Source organism: Nocardia mikamii NBRC 108933 (genome assembly GCF_001613505.1).
In the GTDB taxonomy this organism is placed as follows: domain Bacteria; phylum Actinomycetota; class Actinomycetes; order Mycobacteriales; family Mycobacteriaceae; genus Nocardia; species Nocardia mikamii.
On record NZ_BDCM01000009.1, the window covers coordinates 16,774 to 31,916 of the forward strand.

At 68.0% G+C, this 15,143-nt stretch carries 16 protein-coding genes; 9 read left to right on the forward strand and 7 right to left on the reverse strand.

The window, feature by feature from the left end:
* Positions 1-54 precede the first annotated feature (54 nt).
* Positions 55-1,395, forward strand: a complete 1,341-nt coding sequence (locus NMI01S_RS11660; protein WP_062996503.1) for an aldehyde dehydrogenase family protein — start codon at positions 55-57, stop codon at positions 1,393-1,395.
* A 22-nt stretch (positions 1,396-1,417) separates the two neighbouring features.
* Here NMI01S_RS11660 and NMI01S_RS11665 read toward each other — a convergent pair whose 3' ends face one another.
* Positions 1,418-1,867, reverse strand: coding sequence for an SRPBCC family protein (locus NMI01S_RS11665; RefSeq protein WP_062996974.1), 450 nt, complete (start codon positions 1,865-1,867; stop codon positions 1,418-1,420).
* Positions 1,868-2,014: 147 nt separating this feature from the next.
* On the opposite strand from NMI01S_RS11665, the gene NMI01S_RS11670 reads away from it, so the two are divergent.
* The 4 genes from NMI01S_RS11670 (at position 2,015) to NMI01S_RS11685 (ending at position 5,075) form a co-directional block, all read left to right on the forward strand.
* Positions 2,015-2,398, forward strand: coding sequence for a thioesterase family protein (locus tag NMI01S_RS11670; protein ID WP_062996505.1), 384 nt, complete (start codon positions 2,015-2,017; stop codon positions 2,396-2,398).
* A 238-nt stretch (positions 2,399-2,636) separates the two neighbouring features.
* Entirely contained in the window at positions 2,637-3,755 is a 1,119-nt protein-coding gene (locus NMI01S_RS11675) for an NAD(P)H-dependent flavin oxidoreductase (protein ID WP_030514376.1), read from the forward strand.
* A 304-nt stretch (positions 3,756-4,059) separates the two neighbouring features.
* A complete protein-coding gene (locus NMI01S_RS11680; protein ID WP_039777329.1) occupies positions 4,060-4,815 on the forward strand; it encodes an HNH endonuclease family protein in 756 nt (251 codons plus the stop codon).
* A gap of 35 nt (positions 4,816-4,850) precedes the next feature.
* Positions 4,851-5,075: a hypothetical protein gene (locus tag NMI01S_RS11685; protein WP_084512872.1), complete on the forward strand. Its 225-nt coding sequence runs from the start codon at positions 4,851-4,853 to the stop codon at positions 5,073-5,075.
* Between the two features lie 18 nt (positions 5,076-5,093).
* Here NMI01S_RS11685 and NMI01S_RS11690 read toward each other — a convergent pair whose 3' ends face one another.
* Positions 5,094-5,534, reverse strand: a complete 441-nt coding sequence (locus NMI01S_RS11690; RefSeq protein ID WP_062996509.1) for an SRPBCC domain-containing protein — start codon at positions 5,532-5,534, stop codon at positions 5,094-5,096.
* 48 nt (positions 5,535-5,582) lie between these two features.
* Positions 5,583-6,167, reverse strand: coding sequence for a TetR/AcrR family transcriptional regulator (locus NMI01S_RS11695; RefSeq protein ID WP_062996976.1), 585 nt, complete (start codon positions 6,165-6,167; stop codon positions 5,583-5,585).
* 39 nt (positions 6,168-6,206) lie between these two features.
* Here NMI01S_RS11695 and NMI01S_RS11700 point away from each other — a divergent pair, with 39 nt between their 5' ends.
* From NMI01S_RS11700 to mtnC, 4 genes are all read left to right on the forward strand, one after another.
* Positions 6,207-7,451: a KasA/KasB family beta-ketoacyl-ACP synthase gene (locus tag NMI01S_RS11700; RefSeq protein WP_062996511.1), complete on the forward strand. Its 1,245-nt coding sequence runs from the start codon at positions 6,207-6,209 to the stop codon at positions 7,449-7,451.
* Positions 7,452-8,123: 672 nt separating this feature from the next.
* Positions 8,124-9,845 (forward strand): bifunctional S-methyl-5-thioribose-1-phosphate isomerase/methylthioribulose 1-phosphate dehydratase, encoded by a 1,722-nt coding sequence (locus tag NMI01S_RS11705; protein ID WP_062996513.1) that lies wholly within the window; start codon positions 8,124-8,126, stop codon positions 9,843-9,845.
* The gene (locus NMI01S_RS11710; protein ID WP_062996515.1) at positions 9,842-10,414 is read left to right on the forward strand and encodes a 1,2-dihydroxy-3-keto-5-methylthiopentene dioxygenase; all 573 of its coding nucleotides are present in this window, start codon (positions 9,842-9,844) and stop codon (positions 10,412-10,414) included. The genes NMI01S_RS11705 and NMI01S_RS11710 overlap by 4 nt, the downstream gene beginning before the upstream one ends.
* Positions 10,411-11,139 (forward strand): acireductone synthase, encoded by a 729-nt coding sequence (mtnC, locus tag NMI01S_RS11715; RefSeq protein ID WP_062996517.1) that lies wholly within the window; start codon positions 10,411-10,413, stop codon positions 11,137-11,139. The genes NMI01S_RS11710 and mtnC overlap by 4 nt, the downstream gene beginning before the upstream one ends.
* A gap of 39 nt (positions 11,140-11,178) precedes the next feature.
* Here mtnC and NMI01S_RS11720 read toward each other — a convergent pair whose 3' ends face one another.
* Genes NMI01S_RS11720 through NMI01S_RS11735 form a run of 4 tightly spaced genes read right to left on the reverse strand, consistent with a single transcriptional unit; the run spans position 11,179 to position 14,994 of the window.
* Positions 11,179-11,760, reverse strand: coding sequence for a GTP-binding protein (locus NMI01S_RS11720; RefSeq protein WP_030514367.1), 582 nt, complete (start codon positions 11,758-11,760; stop codon positions 11,179-11,181).
* Between the two features lie 6 nt (positions 11,761-11,766).
* Positions 11,767-12,150 (reverse strand): DUF742 domain-containing protein, encoded by a 384-nt coding sequence (locus NMI01S_RS11725; RefSeq protein WP_030514366.1) that lies wholly within the window; start codon positions 12,148-12,150, stop codon positions 11,767-11,769.
* A complete protein-coding gene (locus NMI01S_RS11730; protein WP_030514365.1) occupies positions 12,147-12,572 on the reverse strand; it encodes a roadblock/LC7 domain-containing protein in 426 nt (141 codons plus the stop codon). The genes NMI01S_RS11725 and NMI01S_RS11730 overlap by 4 nt, the downstream gene beginning before the upstream one ends.
* Positions 12,550-14,994, reverse strand: coding sequence for a sensor histidine kinase (locus NMI01S_RS11735; protein ID WP_062996519.1), 2,445 nt, complete (start codon positions 14,992-14,994; stop codon positions 12,550-12,552). Before NMI01S_RS11735 ends, NMI01S_RS11730 begins: the two co-directional genes overlap by 23 nt.
* Positions 14,995-15,143: the final 149 nt, after the last annotated feature.

Genomic DNA, 15,143 nt, shown 5'->3' on the forward strand with positions numbered 1-15,143 from the left:
GAGAACGATGTCGGCCGGGAAGTTTGCCGGAGAACGCGGGGGTACTCGGAGCCCATGACCGAGATCGACAACGCGACCCGCACCGAGGCCGAGTCGGTGCCGGGAAATCTGGACCTCATGAGCATCGTCGGCGCCGCGCACTCCGCGCAGTCGAGCTGGGCGCGCACACCCGCCGCGAGCCGAGCCGAGGCGCTGCGTGCCGGTGCGGCCGCATTGCGCGAGTACGCCGACGAACTCGCCGCCACGCTCGAAGCGGAGACCGGTCGCCCCGCCGACTCGGGACGAGAAGGGGTGCTCGCCGGCGCCGGCACCCTCGACCAGTACGCCGAGCTGGGGCCGGTCCATCGCGGTCACACCCTGCAGGGTAGTTGGGACGCAACGGATTTCATGATCGCCCAGCCGCGCGGCGTGGTCGTCGCCCTGACACCGTGGAACGATCCGGTCCCCATCGCGGCCGGACTGGCCGGCGCCGCACTGGCAACCGGAAATGCGGTGGTGCACAAGCCCAGTGAGCGTTGCCCGCGCACCGGCGCGTTGTTCGGGCGGCTCCTCGAACAGCACTGCCCCGAGGGTGTGCTGCAGACCGTGCGTGGCGACGGCCGGGTGGGCGCGGCGCTGGCCGGGCTGCCCGGCGTGGATGTGGTGGCGCACGTCGGCGGCACCGCCACCGGGCGCACCATCGCCGCGGCCGGCGCACGCACCGGCGCCAAGGTGTTGTTGGAGAACGGTGGGAACGATCCGCTGATCGTCGACGCCGACGTGGACCCGGTATGGGCCGCCGAGCAGGCCGCGCTGGGCGCCTTCGCCAATGCCGGTCAGATCTGTGTGTCCGTGGAACGGATCTACGTCCATCGCGAAGTCGCGGACACGTTCGTGTCGGCACTGTGCGAACAGGCGCAGCGGTGGAATCTCGATCCGCAACCGCTGGTGGACGAGCGGCTGCGCGCGCAGGTCCACGCCCAGGTGCGGGAGGCGATCTCGGCCGGCGCGAAGGCACTGGTGGGCGGGCGGATTCCGGACCCCGGCACGAGGTATCCGGCCACGGTGCTCACCGACTGCCGGCCCGGGATGCGCGTCCTCCGCGAGGAGACCTTCGGGCCGATCGCACCCGTTCAGGTGGTCTCGGATTTCGCGACGGGACTCGATGCCGCGTGCCGCGACGACTACGGCTTGGCGGCGACGGTACTCACCGGCTCGATGAACCATATGCAGCAGGCGTGGCGCACACTTCCGGTCGGCACGGTGAAGATCAACTCGGTCTTCGGTGGCGCACCCGGTGGCGCGGCCCAGCCGCGTGGCGCATCGGGCACCGGATTCGGTTACGGCCCCGAACTTCTCGACGAGATGACCACCACCAAGGTGGTGCACATGGAGCCCGCGCCGCCGCGGCGCTGATCGTTTCCCAGCACCCGCGGGGTCAGGGTTCGACCTCGTCGAGCACCTCGCGCAAGCGGTTCAAGGTGCCCCGCCATCCCCGCTCCATCGCATTGCGGGCCATCTTCTGCCGCCGATCGCCGATGTCGAAACCGGTCTGGGTCAACAACACTCGCGTCCCGCGTCCCTGCGCCTCGAGCACCCAGTCGACCACCCACCGAGCCGGGAACTTCGCCCGCAGGTCGATCCACGTATACGTCAGTTGCTCGCCCGTGCGGGCCGCAAGCACCTCGCACGCGATCTCCGCGCTCGGCTCGGTCGGGACGGCGAAGATGAAATGCGTGCCCACCACGGGTTCGAGCCCGATCGACCGCATCAGCCAGCGTTCGACCAGATCCGGTTCGGTCAGCGCCCGCCACAGCAGCGCCGGCGAGTGCGGGAAGAATTCGCCGATCTCCACCGCGGCCGGATCCAATTCCGATTCGTAGGTCACCGGCACACCTCCGGCCCGAACACATCCATGCCGTCGAGCATTCCACGTCGCCGGGCGGCGGAAGCGAAACCGCGCCTCCCAGCGTTCAGGCGAAGGCCCTGCGCCCTTTCGGGTCGCGTCGACGTGCGCGGCGTTACCGTGGCGACTATGAAGTTGCAGCCGGGTCTGTCGGCGGAATTCAGCGTCGAGGTCGGGACCGCCGATACCGCGGTCGCCGTCGGTAGCGGTGACGTGGAGGTGCTCGCCACGCCGCGGGTGGTGGCGCTGGCCGAACAAGCGACCGTGCTGGCGTTGCGGGGCAAGCTGTCGTCGGGGCAGACATCGGTGGGGATCGAGGTGTCGGTGCGGCACAGGCGGCCGAGCCCGCCGGGAACGGTGCTGACCGTCGCGGCGCGACTGGCCGAGGTCGACGGCCCGCGGCTGGCATTCCGTGTGGTCGTGCACGCCGGCGATCTGCTCGTGGCCGACGGCACCATTCGGCGCACGATCGTCGACCGCGCGTCGTTTCTCGCCAGCGCCGGCGAACGCTGACTCGCCGCGCGTCGGGTCAGCCACCGAATCGCCCACCTCAACTAGAACATGTTGCCCACCCTGAATGGGGAAAATGGGCCGACGTCCCCGTCGGCCGTGGGGGCGTGTTACCCCCATCGACCGGCAATTTCGGCACTTCCCTCGCTTCCTGACCGATGAGTCACTAGTCTGAATATGAAACGTGTTCTAGTGTTGTGGCGAAGTTCCAGCGCCGGAAGACCAGAGGAGTCACCCCGCCATGCATACCGAGATCTGCGAACGACTGGGCATCGATGTCCCCATCTTCGCTTTCACCCACTGCCGCGACGTGGCCGCCGCGGTGAGCAACGCCGGCGGGCTCGGCGTCCTGGGTGCGGTCGGTTTCACCGCCGAGGAGCTGGAGGTCGAACTGGCCTGGCTCGATGAACATGTGCACGGCGTGTACGGTGTCGACCTCGTCATCCCGTCCAAGTACGAGGGCAAGGGCATCGACGGCCTGAGCCCCGCGCAGCTGGAAGCCGAACTGGCCAAGCTCGTTCCGCAGGGCCACCGCGATTTCGCCGAGAAGATCCTCGCCGACCACGGCGTCCCGAAACTGCCCGAGGACGAACATCACGAGCAGCTGCTGGGCTGGACCGCCACCACGGCCGGTCCGCAGGTCGACGTCATCCTGAAGCACCCCAAGGCGAAGCTGGTCGCCAACGCGCTCGGCACCCCGCCCGACGACATCATCAAGAAGGTCCAGGATTCCGGTCGTTTGATCGGCGCACTGTGCGGCTCGGTGAAGCATGCGCTCAACCACAAGCGCGCCGGCCTGGATTTCGTGGTCTGCCAGGGCACCGAGGGTGGCGGCCACTGCGGTGAGATCTCCTCGCTGGTGCTGTGGCCACAGGTGATCGACGCGGTGGGCGATCTGCCGGTGCTCGCCGCCGGTGGTATCGGCAACGGCCGTCAGGTCGCCGCCGCCATGGCGATGGGAGCCGCGGGCGCGTGGACCGGTTCGATCTGGCTGACCGTCGAGGAGGCCAATGTGCCGCCCGCGCAGATGCAGACCTACATCGACGCCACCAGCCACGACACCGTGCGCTCGCGGGCGTGGACGGGTAAGCCGGCCCGCATGCTGCGCAACGACTGGACCGAGGCGTGGGAGCGCTCGGACACCCCGGACCCGCTGGGCATGCCGCTGCAGATGATGGTCGCCCTCGACGGCGTCAAGCGCGGCCACCGCTATCCCGAGGCGGCCAAGGACGTCAACTTCAACCCGGTCGGCCAGGTCGTCGGCATGATGAACAAGGTCGAGCGGACCTCCGACGTCATGCAGCGCCTGATGGAGGAGTACCTCGAGGCCTGCGAGCGGCTGAACAAGCTCAACAGCTGACAACGCCTGTCCGGCAGGGCCGGCGCGCCCTGCCGGACAGTGCTGTCCAGGTATCGAAGCGGATACGGAAGCGGCTGGTGCACTTGCGGTTTGCCGGTGCCGGTTGACACTCTGTATTCGCGATGAGAAGTACATATGGTGAACGGCCCGAATGCGGCCGGCAAGTTGATCAGTACCCCACCGTCCGGATGTTTGCTCGGATTGCGCTCGAAGGCAGCGGATTCCGCCCTCGAGCGCTCCGCGGTCCCCGGTGCGCGCCCGACGACACGATCGGGGCGCGGCGGTGAAGATATCCTCTCCCGGCATGCGCCGGTTGGTCGCGATCGTGGCGCCCGTCCTCCTCGCCGTCGTGCTCGCGGTGGTGTACAGCTTCATCGACGAGGGGGGCAAGAAGAACGATCCGAAACCCGATTCCGCTGCCGCCGCGACCTTTTCCGGTAAAGAAGTCGACGCGCTGCTGGGGAAACTCGTGGTCGCACCGGAAGCGCCGATGACCGGCTACAGCCGCGAACAATTCCCGCACTGGGATCAGAACACTCCCGAACACGGTTTCGGCGACAAATACGCCCAGTACGCGAAATGCACCACCCGCGATGTGATGATGCTGCGCGACGCCACCGGCTCGGTGACGCTCGATGCCGCGACCTGCAAACTGAGTCTCGGCAAGGACGGCGGCTGGCGCGACCGCTACGGCGTACTCGACGCCAAGACCGGAAAACTCAAGCCCTACAAATGGATCACCGATCCCGCCGGAGTCGACGCCGAACATATCGTCCCGCTGGCCGAGGCCTGGCGTTCCGGCGCGCAATCCGTCGACACCGATACGCGCCGCAATATCGCCAACGACGCGATCAATCTGGTCGCCTCCGACCCGTCGGCGAACCGGTCCAAGGGTGATCAGGATGCGGCGAATTATCTGCCGCCCGGCGTGTTCCGCTGCGAGTACGTTCAGCGCTACATTCGCATCAAGGTAAAATACGGTTTGACCATCGACACGGCGGAACAGACCGCATTGCGCACCGCGGTCGACGACTGCCTCCACCGAGGAGAGTTCACATAGGCGACATCATCGAAATCACCGGTAAGGCCGCCGTCATGACCGACGAGGAAGGGACGGTGTCCGGCGAACTCGATGTCACCGTCGACGAGCAGGGCAGGGGGCTGGTTCGCTATCGTGATACCGAAACCTGGTATCACATCGGCAATCTCGATGGCGAACCCGCCCGCACCTGGACCGACGTCGCCGAACTCGTCAGTGCGATCGACGCCGGCAGCGGCAACCGCGACGCCGCGGGGAACGTGATCCCGTTCGAGGCGTGAGCGCCCCGGCCGCGTTGCTCAGCGCAACGATTCCGCGCGCTCCTTGACCGCCGCGGTCATGCCGCCGAAGCCGGAATGCAGCGCCTTGCCGAGCGCCAGCGTCACGACCGGCCGCAGCAGGCCGCCCAGTTCGAAATGCGACCGGTACCGGGTCCGGCCGTTGTCGAGGGGCGTCACGGTGTGCGAGCGCAGGCTGTGCAGAATCCCCAGCGGCACCGGCTTCATGCTGTAGCTGAATTCGGTGCCGGGCGTGTGGGTCCGGATGTATTCGACCTGCTTGCGCGGTTTCGGCGAACCCAGCCGCACCTGCATCTCGATCGGATCGCCGGGTTCGAGCGTGCTGCGGCATTCGGCGACGAACGGATTCCACTCACCGTAGCTGCCCAGGTCGGTCAGCACCTTCCACACCACCTCGGCGGGTGCATCGATCTCTACGGTGTCATCGATCACGAAAGCCATGGCGGCAACAATACTGAAACTTGTTCCATCAGCGATACCGCGGGCCGCTCATCGGCCGGCGCCGGGCTCGGGCAGCGTGAGCGACTGGGTGATCAGCAACCGCGCCGCGCGCGAGACGCGGGCGGTGTCGCCGGTGACGAACCGATCCTGCAGCAAACCGCGCACACCCGAAACGAGCAGGGTGGCGGTCGATTCCGGGTCGGCGACGGTGGGATCGAAGCTCCTCAGCACATCGGTGAGCGCGGTGACCAGGACGTGTACGGCGTCCTCGCCGTAGGACCGGAACGGACTTCCGGGCACCGCGGCAACCCCCATCACCTGCAACAGCACGCGCGTGCTCGACACCCACTCCGTCGTGATGTTGACGCTGAACGACTCGATGAGACGGCGACGCAGGGCCGGGAGGTCGGGAACGTCGGCGAACATGCCCGGGATGTCGGGGCGCTGGGTCTCGAGCGCCGCGATCAGCATCTGCTCCTTGGTCCCGAAATAGTGGATCAGCATGCGCGAGCTGGTTCCGAGATACTCCGCCAGCGGACGCAGCGACAGTTCGGTCAATCCGTATTCGCCGATGTAGGCGATCACCCCGGCGAGTAGTTCCGCGCGCCGGGCCTGGTCGAGTGGTCGAGGCACGTGTTGACTGTAGCGGTCGCTACGGGTATCCATATCCGCATGAGTGTAACGACTGCTACACAAATGTCGCGGAATGTCGTCGTCACCGCCATGGCAGCCACCACCTGTCTCGGCCCCGACCTCGACAGCACCTGGTCGGCGCTGCTGGCGGGCAAGAGCGGAATCGGACCGCTCACCGACGAGTTCGTGACTCGCTACGACCTGCCCGTGCGGATCGGCGGGCGGCTGACCGAACATCCGGGCGCTCGACTGACCCGCATCGAACAGCGCCGGCACTCCTATGTGCAGCAGCTGGCGCTGGTGCTGGGCCGCCAGGTGTGGTCGCAGGCGGGGACACCGGACGTCGACGCCGAACGCCTCGCGGTAGCGATCGGCACCGGACTCGGCGGCGGCGACGCCTTCCTCACCGCGGTCGACGCGATGCGCGAGGGCGGGTATCGCAAGGTGCCGCCGCTGACGGTGCCGATGGTGATGCCGAACGGGCCGGCCGCCCGGGTCGGACTCGAATTCGGCGCGAAGGCAGGTGTTTACGCGCCGACCTCGGCGTGTTCCTCGGGCGCCGAAGCGATCGCGCACGCGTGGCGGCTGATTCGTACAGGGGAGGCCGATGTCGTGATCGCCGGTGGCGTGGAGGGATATATCGAAGCCATCCCGATCGCCAGCTTCGCCATGATGCGGGCGATGAGCACCCGCAACGACGAACCCGGGCTGGCCTCACGGCCTTTCGACCGCGATCGCGACGGGTTCGTCTTCGGCGAGGCGGGTGCGCTGCTGGTGCTGGAATCGGAGGAGTTCGCCCGCGCCCGCGGGGCCGCCGTGCACGGTCGGATCCTCGGCGCCGGAATCACTTCCGACGGCTACCACATCACCGGCACCGATCCCGAGGGCGCGGGCGCCGCCCGGGCGATGCGCAAGGCCATCGACGCCGCGGATCTGACCGCCGCCGACATCGACCATATCGACGCGCACGCCACCTCGACCCCGATCGGTGACGCCTCGGAGGCCAATGCCATTGCGGCCGTGGCGAAGCACGCCTCGGTGTACGCGCCGAAATCCGCGCTCGGCCATTCCATCGGTGCGGTGGGTGCGCTCGAGGCCATCCTCACCCTGTGCACACTGCGCGACCAGACCGTGCCTCCCACACTGAATTTCGACAATCCGGACCCGGGTGTCGACCTCGACATCGTGCACGGGATCGCACGTCCACAGCGAATCTCACAGGCGCTCAGCAATTCCTTCGGCTTCGGAGGACACAACGTCACACTCGCATTCGGGCGGCCTTGAGGTCTCCTTCCTCGATTGTCTCCGGATATGTGGAACAGCCGCTGTTCACGCTTGTCCACCGGCCGCTGTGGATGACACGCCGACTGTGGAAAACCATCTCGGAACTGCGGTAACGACAGGACATTTCACCCAAACGGCGACGGAAATCTCTGACCGGCAGTGCCTTCGAGCGAGTGTCGAGGAACGGTTGGTCGCGAACCGGTCCACGAGCGGTGCCGTCGCTTCCCGCCGCCACTCCCGGCGAGAACGTACGCAACGGGCCACGCTGCCTGCGCGTGCTCCATACGGTTCGGGTCGAGGTCGCCGCGCCGGTCGATTGCGGGCGCGACCACTTGCGTCCCTCGCCCGGCACCCGACGCCCCGCACGGCGAGTCCGCGGTACGCGGCTGCCCGCCCGCGATGAGGGCGTCCCAGCGGACCCGTGCGCCGTCTGCCGTTGTCTCGGGATGTATGGCCCTCACCACCCAGTGCCGCGCCGAGCCCGCGCAGCGCAGGGCTGCACGCGGTGCACATGTGCACACACTGCCGTTTCAGGAGGTATCCACGACGGTTGCCCGCAGGTGCGGGATCGGATCCCGGCGAGGGTAAACCTGGTGCGAGCCGGTGACCTCTGATTCGCTACCGTTTGAGATGAGGGGTCAGCAGGGTCGAGTGGTGAGGGTTGTGCGCGCAATGGGTGAAAGTTCGATCGCGTGGGTCGACGGCGCCGTGGTGACGATCGATCAGCGCGCGCTGCCGCACGAGGTGCGCACGCTGCGGCTGGCGACGGTCGACCAGGTGATCGACGCGATCGCCACCCTGGCCGTGCGCGGGGCCCCCGCGATCGGCGTGACCGGGGCCTTCGGGGTGGCGCTGGCGGCACTCGCCCATCCCGGCGAACCCGCGCGGGTCGAGGCCGAGGCCGCCCGCATCGAGGCCGCCCGGCCCACCGCGGTGAATCTGTCGTGGGGCGTGCGGCGAGCCCTGGCGAAATTCGCCGACGACGGTGCGCCGGGAGTGCTGGCGGAGGCGCAGGCACTGCTCGCCGAGGACGGCCGGGTCAACCGCGCCGCCGCCGAACACGCGGCCGACCTGGTTCAGCGGCTGTGTCCGGGGCGGCCATTGCGGATGCTCACCCACTGCAATACCGGCCGCTTGGCCACCACCGCCTTCGGCACGGCGATCGGGGCACTGCGAGTCCTGCATGCCCGCGGCGTGATCGACAGCGTCCTGGTCGACGAAACCCGCCCGCTGCTGCAGGGTGCGCGCCTGACGACGTGGGAACTGGCCGAAGCCGGCATTCCGCATCGGCTCACCGTCGATTCCGCCGCGGCCTGGGCGATGGCGACCGGGCAGGTGGACTGCGTGATCGTCGGCGCGGACCGCATCACCGCCGACGGTTCGGTGGCCAACAAGATCGGCACGTACGGCCTGGCGCTGGCCGCCCGCCACCACGGCATCCCGTTCATCGTGGTGGCGCCCGAATCCACGCGCGATGCGGCGACCGCGTCCGGCGCCGATATCGTCGTCGAACAGCGTGGGTCGGCCGAGATCACTCACTTCGGCGACTCTGCGGCCGCCCCCGAGGGCACGGCGGTCTTCAACCCGGCCTTCGATGTCACACCACCGGAACTGGTGACGGCGGTGGTGACCGAGAACGGGTTGGTCGAGGAGGCGAATCCGCTTGCGGCGCAGGCGATCGCCGTCGCCGATCCGCGCGCTGTCGATTCCGGCGCACAGGAACCCGCCGACTCTCCGAACGCGGCCGCGATCGCCGATCTGGCCCGAGACCTCTACGGTCGCGGCTGGATGCCGGGGACCGCCGGCAACATCTCCGTGCGTGACAGCGCCTTCCGGGCAGCAGCGGACAACGGCTCGGATACCGAGGGGCCCACCGCAGTGGTCACCGGCAGCGGACTGTCCAAAGGTGAGTTGACCGCCGCCGATATGGTCCGGGTGCGGATCCAGAACTCCGAACCCGTTGCCGGAGATCGGCGGCCCTCCGCGGAGACCGCGATCCACACCGCGATCTACCGCACGACCGAGGCCGCGGCGGTGGTGCACGTGCATTCGCCGCGGGCCACCGCGGCCTCCGTCGGCGCCCCGAATCCGCTGCGGTTCGCCGGTTTCGAATTGATCAAAGGGCTGCGCTCCGGCGATACCATCGACATTCCGGTCTTTCCCAATCACGCCGATGTGTCGCTGATCGGCGCGGAGATCGAACAGTATCTGCGCGCGCATCCGGCGGCCCCGCCGGTGCTGTTCATCGCCGGGCACGGCATCACCGCCTGGGGCGCCGACCTGGCGCAGGCCCGCGACCGTGCGGAATGCCTGGAGGCTCTGTGCGAACTGGTGTCGCTCACCGGACGCCGCGACCTCTCCACCGACCACATTCTCGAGGAGCAACCGCAGTGACCCTGTTGCATATCGCGGCCGATTCCGATCCGGCCGACGTGCGTCTGCACACCACCGATCCGGAGCGGATCGCGGCCGAACTGGCTACCCGCGGCATCGAATTCGATCGCTGGCCCGCCGAGCCCGTGACCGCGGACATCGCGTCCGAGGACATCCTCGGCCGATACCGGGACCGGATCGGCGACCTCAACGCCGACGGCCGCTACCGCCATATCGATCTGGCCCGGCTGCATCCCGACGACAGCGATCCGCACTGGCCCGAGCAGGCGAGCGCGGCGCGGCAGAAGTTCCTGTCCGAACACCGCCACGCCGAGGACGAGGTGCGCTTCTTCGTCTCCGGCCGCGGCTGCTTCTACCTGCACCTGGAACCGGAGGTGGTCGCGGTGGTCTGCGAGGGAGGCGATCTGGTGTCGGTGCCCGCGGGGACGCGGCACTGGTTCGATATGGGCACCCGCCCGGACTTCGTGGCGATCCGGTTCTTCGAAGAGGCCGACGGCTGGATCGGCGATTTCACCGGCGATCCCATCGCGCAGGGCTTTCCGACGCTGGACGAACTCGTCGCCGCATGAGCGAGCGACAGCGAGAGAGCCAGGCCCTGCCGATCCGGGCGGTCGTCGTGGATATCGAGGGCACCACCAGCCCCACCAGCTCGGTCCGCGAAGATCTCTACGGCTACACTCGCCGACGGCTGCCGCAATGGCTGGCCGAGGAACCCGACGGCATCGCCGAGACGGTGATCGAGCAGACGCGCGAACTGGCCGGGCGGCCCGGCGCCGACCTCGACGAGGTCGCCGAGATCTTGCGCGGCTGGCTGGATTCCGACGTCAAGGCGGCACCGCTGAAGACCGCGCAGGGTGTCATCTGCGCTCAGGGATTTCGTGAGGGCGCCCTGTACGGGGAGTTCTTCCCCGACGCGCCCGCGGCTCTGCGTGCCTGGCACGCCGCCGGAGTCACCCTGTGGGTGTATTCGTCGGGTTCGGTTCGCAATCAACAGGACTGGTTCACCCACGCGCGCGGTGGCGAGCTGGCGTCGCTGATCGGGGGCTGGTTCGACCTGGTCAATGCCGGGCCCAAGCGCGAGGAGCAGTCGTATCGCCGCATCGCGGCGGAGATCGGCGTGCCGGCGGAAGAGATCCTGTTCCTGTCCGACCATCCCGACGAACTGGATGCCGCGGTGTCCGCGGGCTGGCAGGCCGTCGGTGTCACCCGCGCCGGTGAGCCGAATTCGCCACGACCACCGCACCGCTGGATCGGCAGCTTCGCCGAGCTGGACCCGGTCGCGGCCGCGCACTGAGCGGCCCGCGTCCGGATCTTCTGCTCAGAACATCGGTGCTCAGGCCACCGAACTGGTGGCGCGGGCGATGAGATGTTCGACCAGCGTCATCAGCACCGTCTTGCAGGAACTGCGGTCGCGCGCATCGCAGAGCACCACCGGGATGTGGGCGTCGAGGTCGAGCGCGTCGCGCACTTCCTCGGTGGTGTAGACCGGGGCGTTGTCGAAGCAGTTCACCGCGACCGCGAACGAGAGTCCGCGCCGTTCGAAGAAGTCGATGGCGGCGAAGGAGTTCTCCAGCCGGCGGGTGTCGGCGATGACCACCGCTCCGAGGGCGCCGCGCGCCAATTCGTCCCACAGGAACCAGAATCTGTCCTGGCCGGGCGTGCCGAACAGGTACAGCACAAGGTTCTGGTCGATCGTGATGCGACCGAAGTCCAGCGCCACGGTGGTGGTGGTCTTGCCCTCCACGCCCGACAGATCGTCGATGCCGGTGGACAATTCGGTGATCAGTTCCTCGGTGCGCAGCGGCGTGATCTCGCTGATCGAGGACACCATCGTGGTCTTCCCGACGCCGAAACCGCCGGCTACGAGGATTTTGACCGAGGCAGCCAGGTCGGCCGAGGACGAAATATCAGGCACGGTGTTCTACAGCTTTCGGATTCCATCGAGTACTGCTCGCAAAATGTTCAGTTCGCCGGTCCCGCCGGTATCGGTGTCGGTCCGGGCGGGGGCCCGGAAGTTCAGCAGACCCTCGCCGATCAGATCACCGACGAGGATCTTGGTCACCGCCAACGGTAGCTTGAGTCTCGCCGAGACCTCGGCCACCGATTGCGGGGTCCGGCACAGCCGAACGATTTCCGCGTATTCGGGTTCGACGCGCCGCAGCGGCGGACCCGGTGACACGGTCACCACCAGGGTGAGCATGTCCAGATCGTGTCCCGCCCCCATCGTGCGGCCCCGAGTTACGGCGTACGGACGGACCAGAGGACCGGCCGCATCGTCGAACCACGGTTGACCGAAGCGCGTCATGACAATCTGTGCTCCACGTGCTCGGCCAGACCGTTACGCGGATCGGTGGACAGGTAACCGCCGACTCGCTGCACGGTCAGGTTCATTTCGTAGGCCACCATACCCAGATTCGCGTTCTCGTTGGCCTGCAATGCGATACATGCGTTGTCACCGGCCGCGGTGACGAACAATACCGCACGGTCGAGTTCGATGACCGCCTGGCGCACGCCACCACCGTCGAATCGGTTTCCGGCGCTGCGCGCCAGCCCGTAGAGGGTGGCCGACATGGCGCCGAAATGTTCGGCGTCCTCGCGGCTCATCGATGTGGAGCGGCCCAGCAGCAGCCCGTCGGTGGAATGCACCACCGCGTAGCGCACCCCGGCCAGGCGATCGACCAGATCGTCGAGCAGCCAGTTCAGATCACCTGCGTTGGAAGAAGTCACCTTCGCCTTCCTGTTCGTCCGGGGTGTGGCCGGGCTGCGATCGCCGCCCCTGCCTGGTTCCGTTCTCGATGGCGGACATCAGGTCTCGTGCCTGTTCCGCCGAGCGCGGCCGCTGCGGGGACGCAGCGTCGGGTTGGGGGTCGTGCGCCAATTCCGGTGCCAGACTGGCCTGTCGGCGACGGCGGGGCAACGGTGGGCGAGCATCGCTGCCAGTGTAGGACGGACGCTGCGGGCTGCGACGCGCCGGTTGATCGGTGGGTGTCGCGGGCAGCTCGTGGCGCGGCGGAACTTCGCGCCGGTCCGGGGTGTCGGCCCAGCTCCGCTCGTCGGTGCGCGGCGCGCTGTCGGGGCGCGGGTAATCGGACCAGGCCTGCGGTTGCGGCGAGGTGAGGGTCGCCAGCGACGTTGCCGCCGAGGTCGTCTCGGCCGCCGAGATGGCCGGCATCTCACCGGTCATCGCGGGCTCGGGGCGGCGGCCGCCGAACCGTTCGGGCAGGTGATCGGCCAGCGGCGCGTCGGCGGCGACGACCGCGGTGGGCACCAGCACGATGGCGCGGATGCCGCCGTAGTCGGATTCCGACAGCCGCACCGAGATGCCGTGGCGGGCGCCCAACTGGGCGACCACGAACAGGCCCAGACGGGAATTGGCCGACAGGGTGGCGACACCGAAATCCGGTGGGTTGCGCAGCATCTCGTTGGCGCGTTCGAGTTCGTCGGCGGGCATGCCCATGCCCTGATCGCTGATCTCGATCGCCACACCCTTGCCGACCACGTTGCTGCTCACCTCGACCCGCGACTGCGGCGGGGAGAAGGAGGTCGCGTTGTCCAGCAGTTCGGCGAGCAGGTGGATGAGGTCGGCGACGACGTTGCCGACGATGAACACCTGCGGCATCCGATGCGCGCGAACCCGTGCGTAGTCGAGGGTTTCACCGATCGCGCTGCGCACCAGTTCGACCAGCGGCACCGGGCGCCGCCACTGCCGGCCCGGTTCGCCGCCGCCGAGGATGATCAGGTTCTCGGCGTTGCGGCGTTCGCGGGTGGCCAGGTGGTCGAGCCGGAAGAAGGTCTCGAGCAGGGCCGGATCCTCTTGGCGCTGTTCGGCTTCGTCGAGAATCTCGAGCTGGCGGTGCACCACGATCTGGCTGCGGTGCGCGATGTTGAGGAATACCGCGCGTACGCCCTCGCGGGTGCGTGCCTCGGTGACCGCGGCGGAGACGGCCGCGGTGTGGGCGCGGTTGAACGCGTTGGCCACCGAACCGATCTCGTCGTGACCGAAGTCCAGCCGGGCCGCCTCGGTCTCGGCGTCGATGTTCTCGCCCTCGCTCAGGCGGCGCATCGTCTCGGGCAGGCGGACCTCGGCCAGTGCGAGGGTTTCGGTGCGCAGCCGCTTGAGCCGCCCGATCAACCGGTTGGCCAGCCACAGCGACAGCAGGAAGGCGATGATCGCGATCGCCAGCACGCCGGCACCGGCCCACAGCGAATTGGTCGCGGTGCGGTCGCCGTCGTCGACGGCGGTCTGGTTGGCGTGGTCGTTCTGGTACTGCCAGGCGGCGAGCAACTGGTCGCCGAGCTGTTCGGCCGAGGTGCGCCAGTCGGCGAAACTCATGGGGGGCGGCGGCAATTCGCCGTTCTTGTTCGGCGCGGGCGGATGGATGAGGTAGTCCTCCATCGCGGCCAGTTGCTGCCAGGCCGGGGAGGCGAGAACGGTTTTGATCTTGTCCGCGGGGGGACCGGTGAGGTCGGCGGCGAGCTGGGGGAGTTCGGTGCGGTAGTAGCCGACCAGGTTGCGGTAGTCGTCGCGCATCTGCCCGGCGAGGATCTGGCCGTTGAGTTCGGCGGCGGTCAAGGCGGCGCTGCGCGACATGCCCTCCATCGCGTGCAGTGTGCGCAGACCGCCGGCCAGCTGCTGGGCGACCGCCGCGTCGGGCGCGGTCGGGATGGTGAGATTGGTGCCGACGACGACGGCATCCAGAATGCGGTTGTAGATGGCGTAGGTCTCGGGAATCGGCAGCGCGCCCGCATCGATCCCACCGCGGATGGCCGGAAGTTGCTTCTTGAGGGTTTCGAATCCGCCGGTGTCGTCACCCATCGGATTCGAACCGCTGGTCATCAGTTTGTTCTCGGTGGCGGCCAGGGCCTGCAGGGCATTGTCCACTCGCGTGCGCGCCGCGCCGAGAGCGGCCGGGTCGCCGTGCTCACCGGCCAGATGCCACAGTGACAGCATCCGCTCCTGTTCCACCGCGGCGATCATCTCGCGAGTGTGCACATTGGCGTTGCCCAGGATCGATGCCCAGTCCTTGGCGTGTTGCCCCTCCCGTACCAGATAACCCGCTGTGCCCACACCGATTCCGAGCAACGTCAGACTTGGAATCACTGCGATGGCCAGGATGCGGGTCCGGATACCGAGCCTCGCTCTCAACATCGGCACAACATAACGGGCGATGTTTCAAACTTCAGGTCTGATACCACTGAGCGAGACCCGTATTGACTTTCGTTGTCCGATATGAGTTCGCAGTTCAGAGTGCGATCGATGGATGTGGTGGAGGTGACGGTCACCGGACGATTGTGGCA

Coding starts and splice junctions, on each gene's coding strand:
- NMI01S_RS11660 (WP_062996503.1), top strand. CDS start 55: ATGACCGAGATCGACAACGCGACCCGCACCGAGGCCGAGTCGGTGCCG.
- NMI01S_RS11670 (WP_062996505.1), top strand. CDS start 2,015: ATGAAGTTGCAGCCGGGTCTGTCGGCGGAATTCAGCGTCGAGGTCGGG.
- NMI01S_RS11675 (WP_030514376.1), top strand. CDS start 2,637: ATGCATACCGAGATCTGCGAACGACTGGGCATCGATGTCCCCATCTTC.
- NMI01S_RS11680 (WP_039777329.1), top strand. CDS start 4,060: ATGCGCCGGTTGGTCGCGATCGTGGCGCCCGTCCTCCTCGCCGTCGTG.
- NMI01S_RS11685 (WP_084512872.1), top strand. CDS start 4,851: ATGACCGACGAGGAAGGGACGGTGTCCGGCGAACTCGATGTCACCGTC.
- NMI01S_RS11690 (WP_062996509.1), bottom strand. CDS start 5,534: ATGGCTTTCGTGATCGATGACACCGTAGAGATCGATGCACCCGCCGAG.
- NMI01S_RS11700 (WP_062996511.1), top strand. CDS start 6,207: ATGAGTGTAACGACTGCTACACAAATGTCGCGGAATGTCGTCGTCACC.
- NMI01S_RS11705 (WP_062996513.1), top strand. CDS start 8,124: ATGGGTGAAAGTTCGATCGCGTGGGTCGACGGCGCCGTGGTGACGATC.
- mtnC (WP_062996517.1), top strand. CDS start 10,411: ATGAGCGAGCGACAGCGAGAGAGCCAGGCCCTGCCGATCCGGGCGGTC.
- NMI01S_RS11725 (WP_030514366.1), bottom strand. CDS start 12,150: ATGACGCGCTTCGGTCAACCGTGGTTCGACGATGCGGCCGGTCCTCTG.
- NMI01S_RS11735 (WP_062996519.1), bottom strand. CDS start 14,994: ATGTTGAGAGCGAGGCTCGGTATCCGGACCCGCATCCTGGCCATCGCA.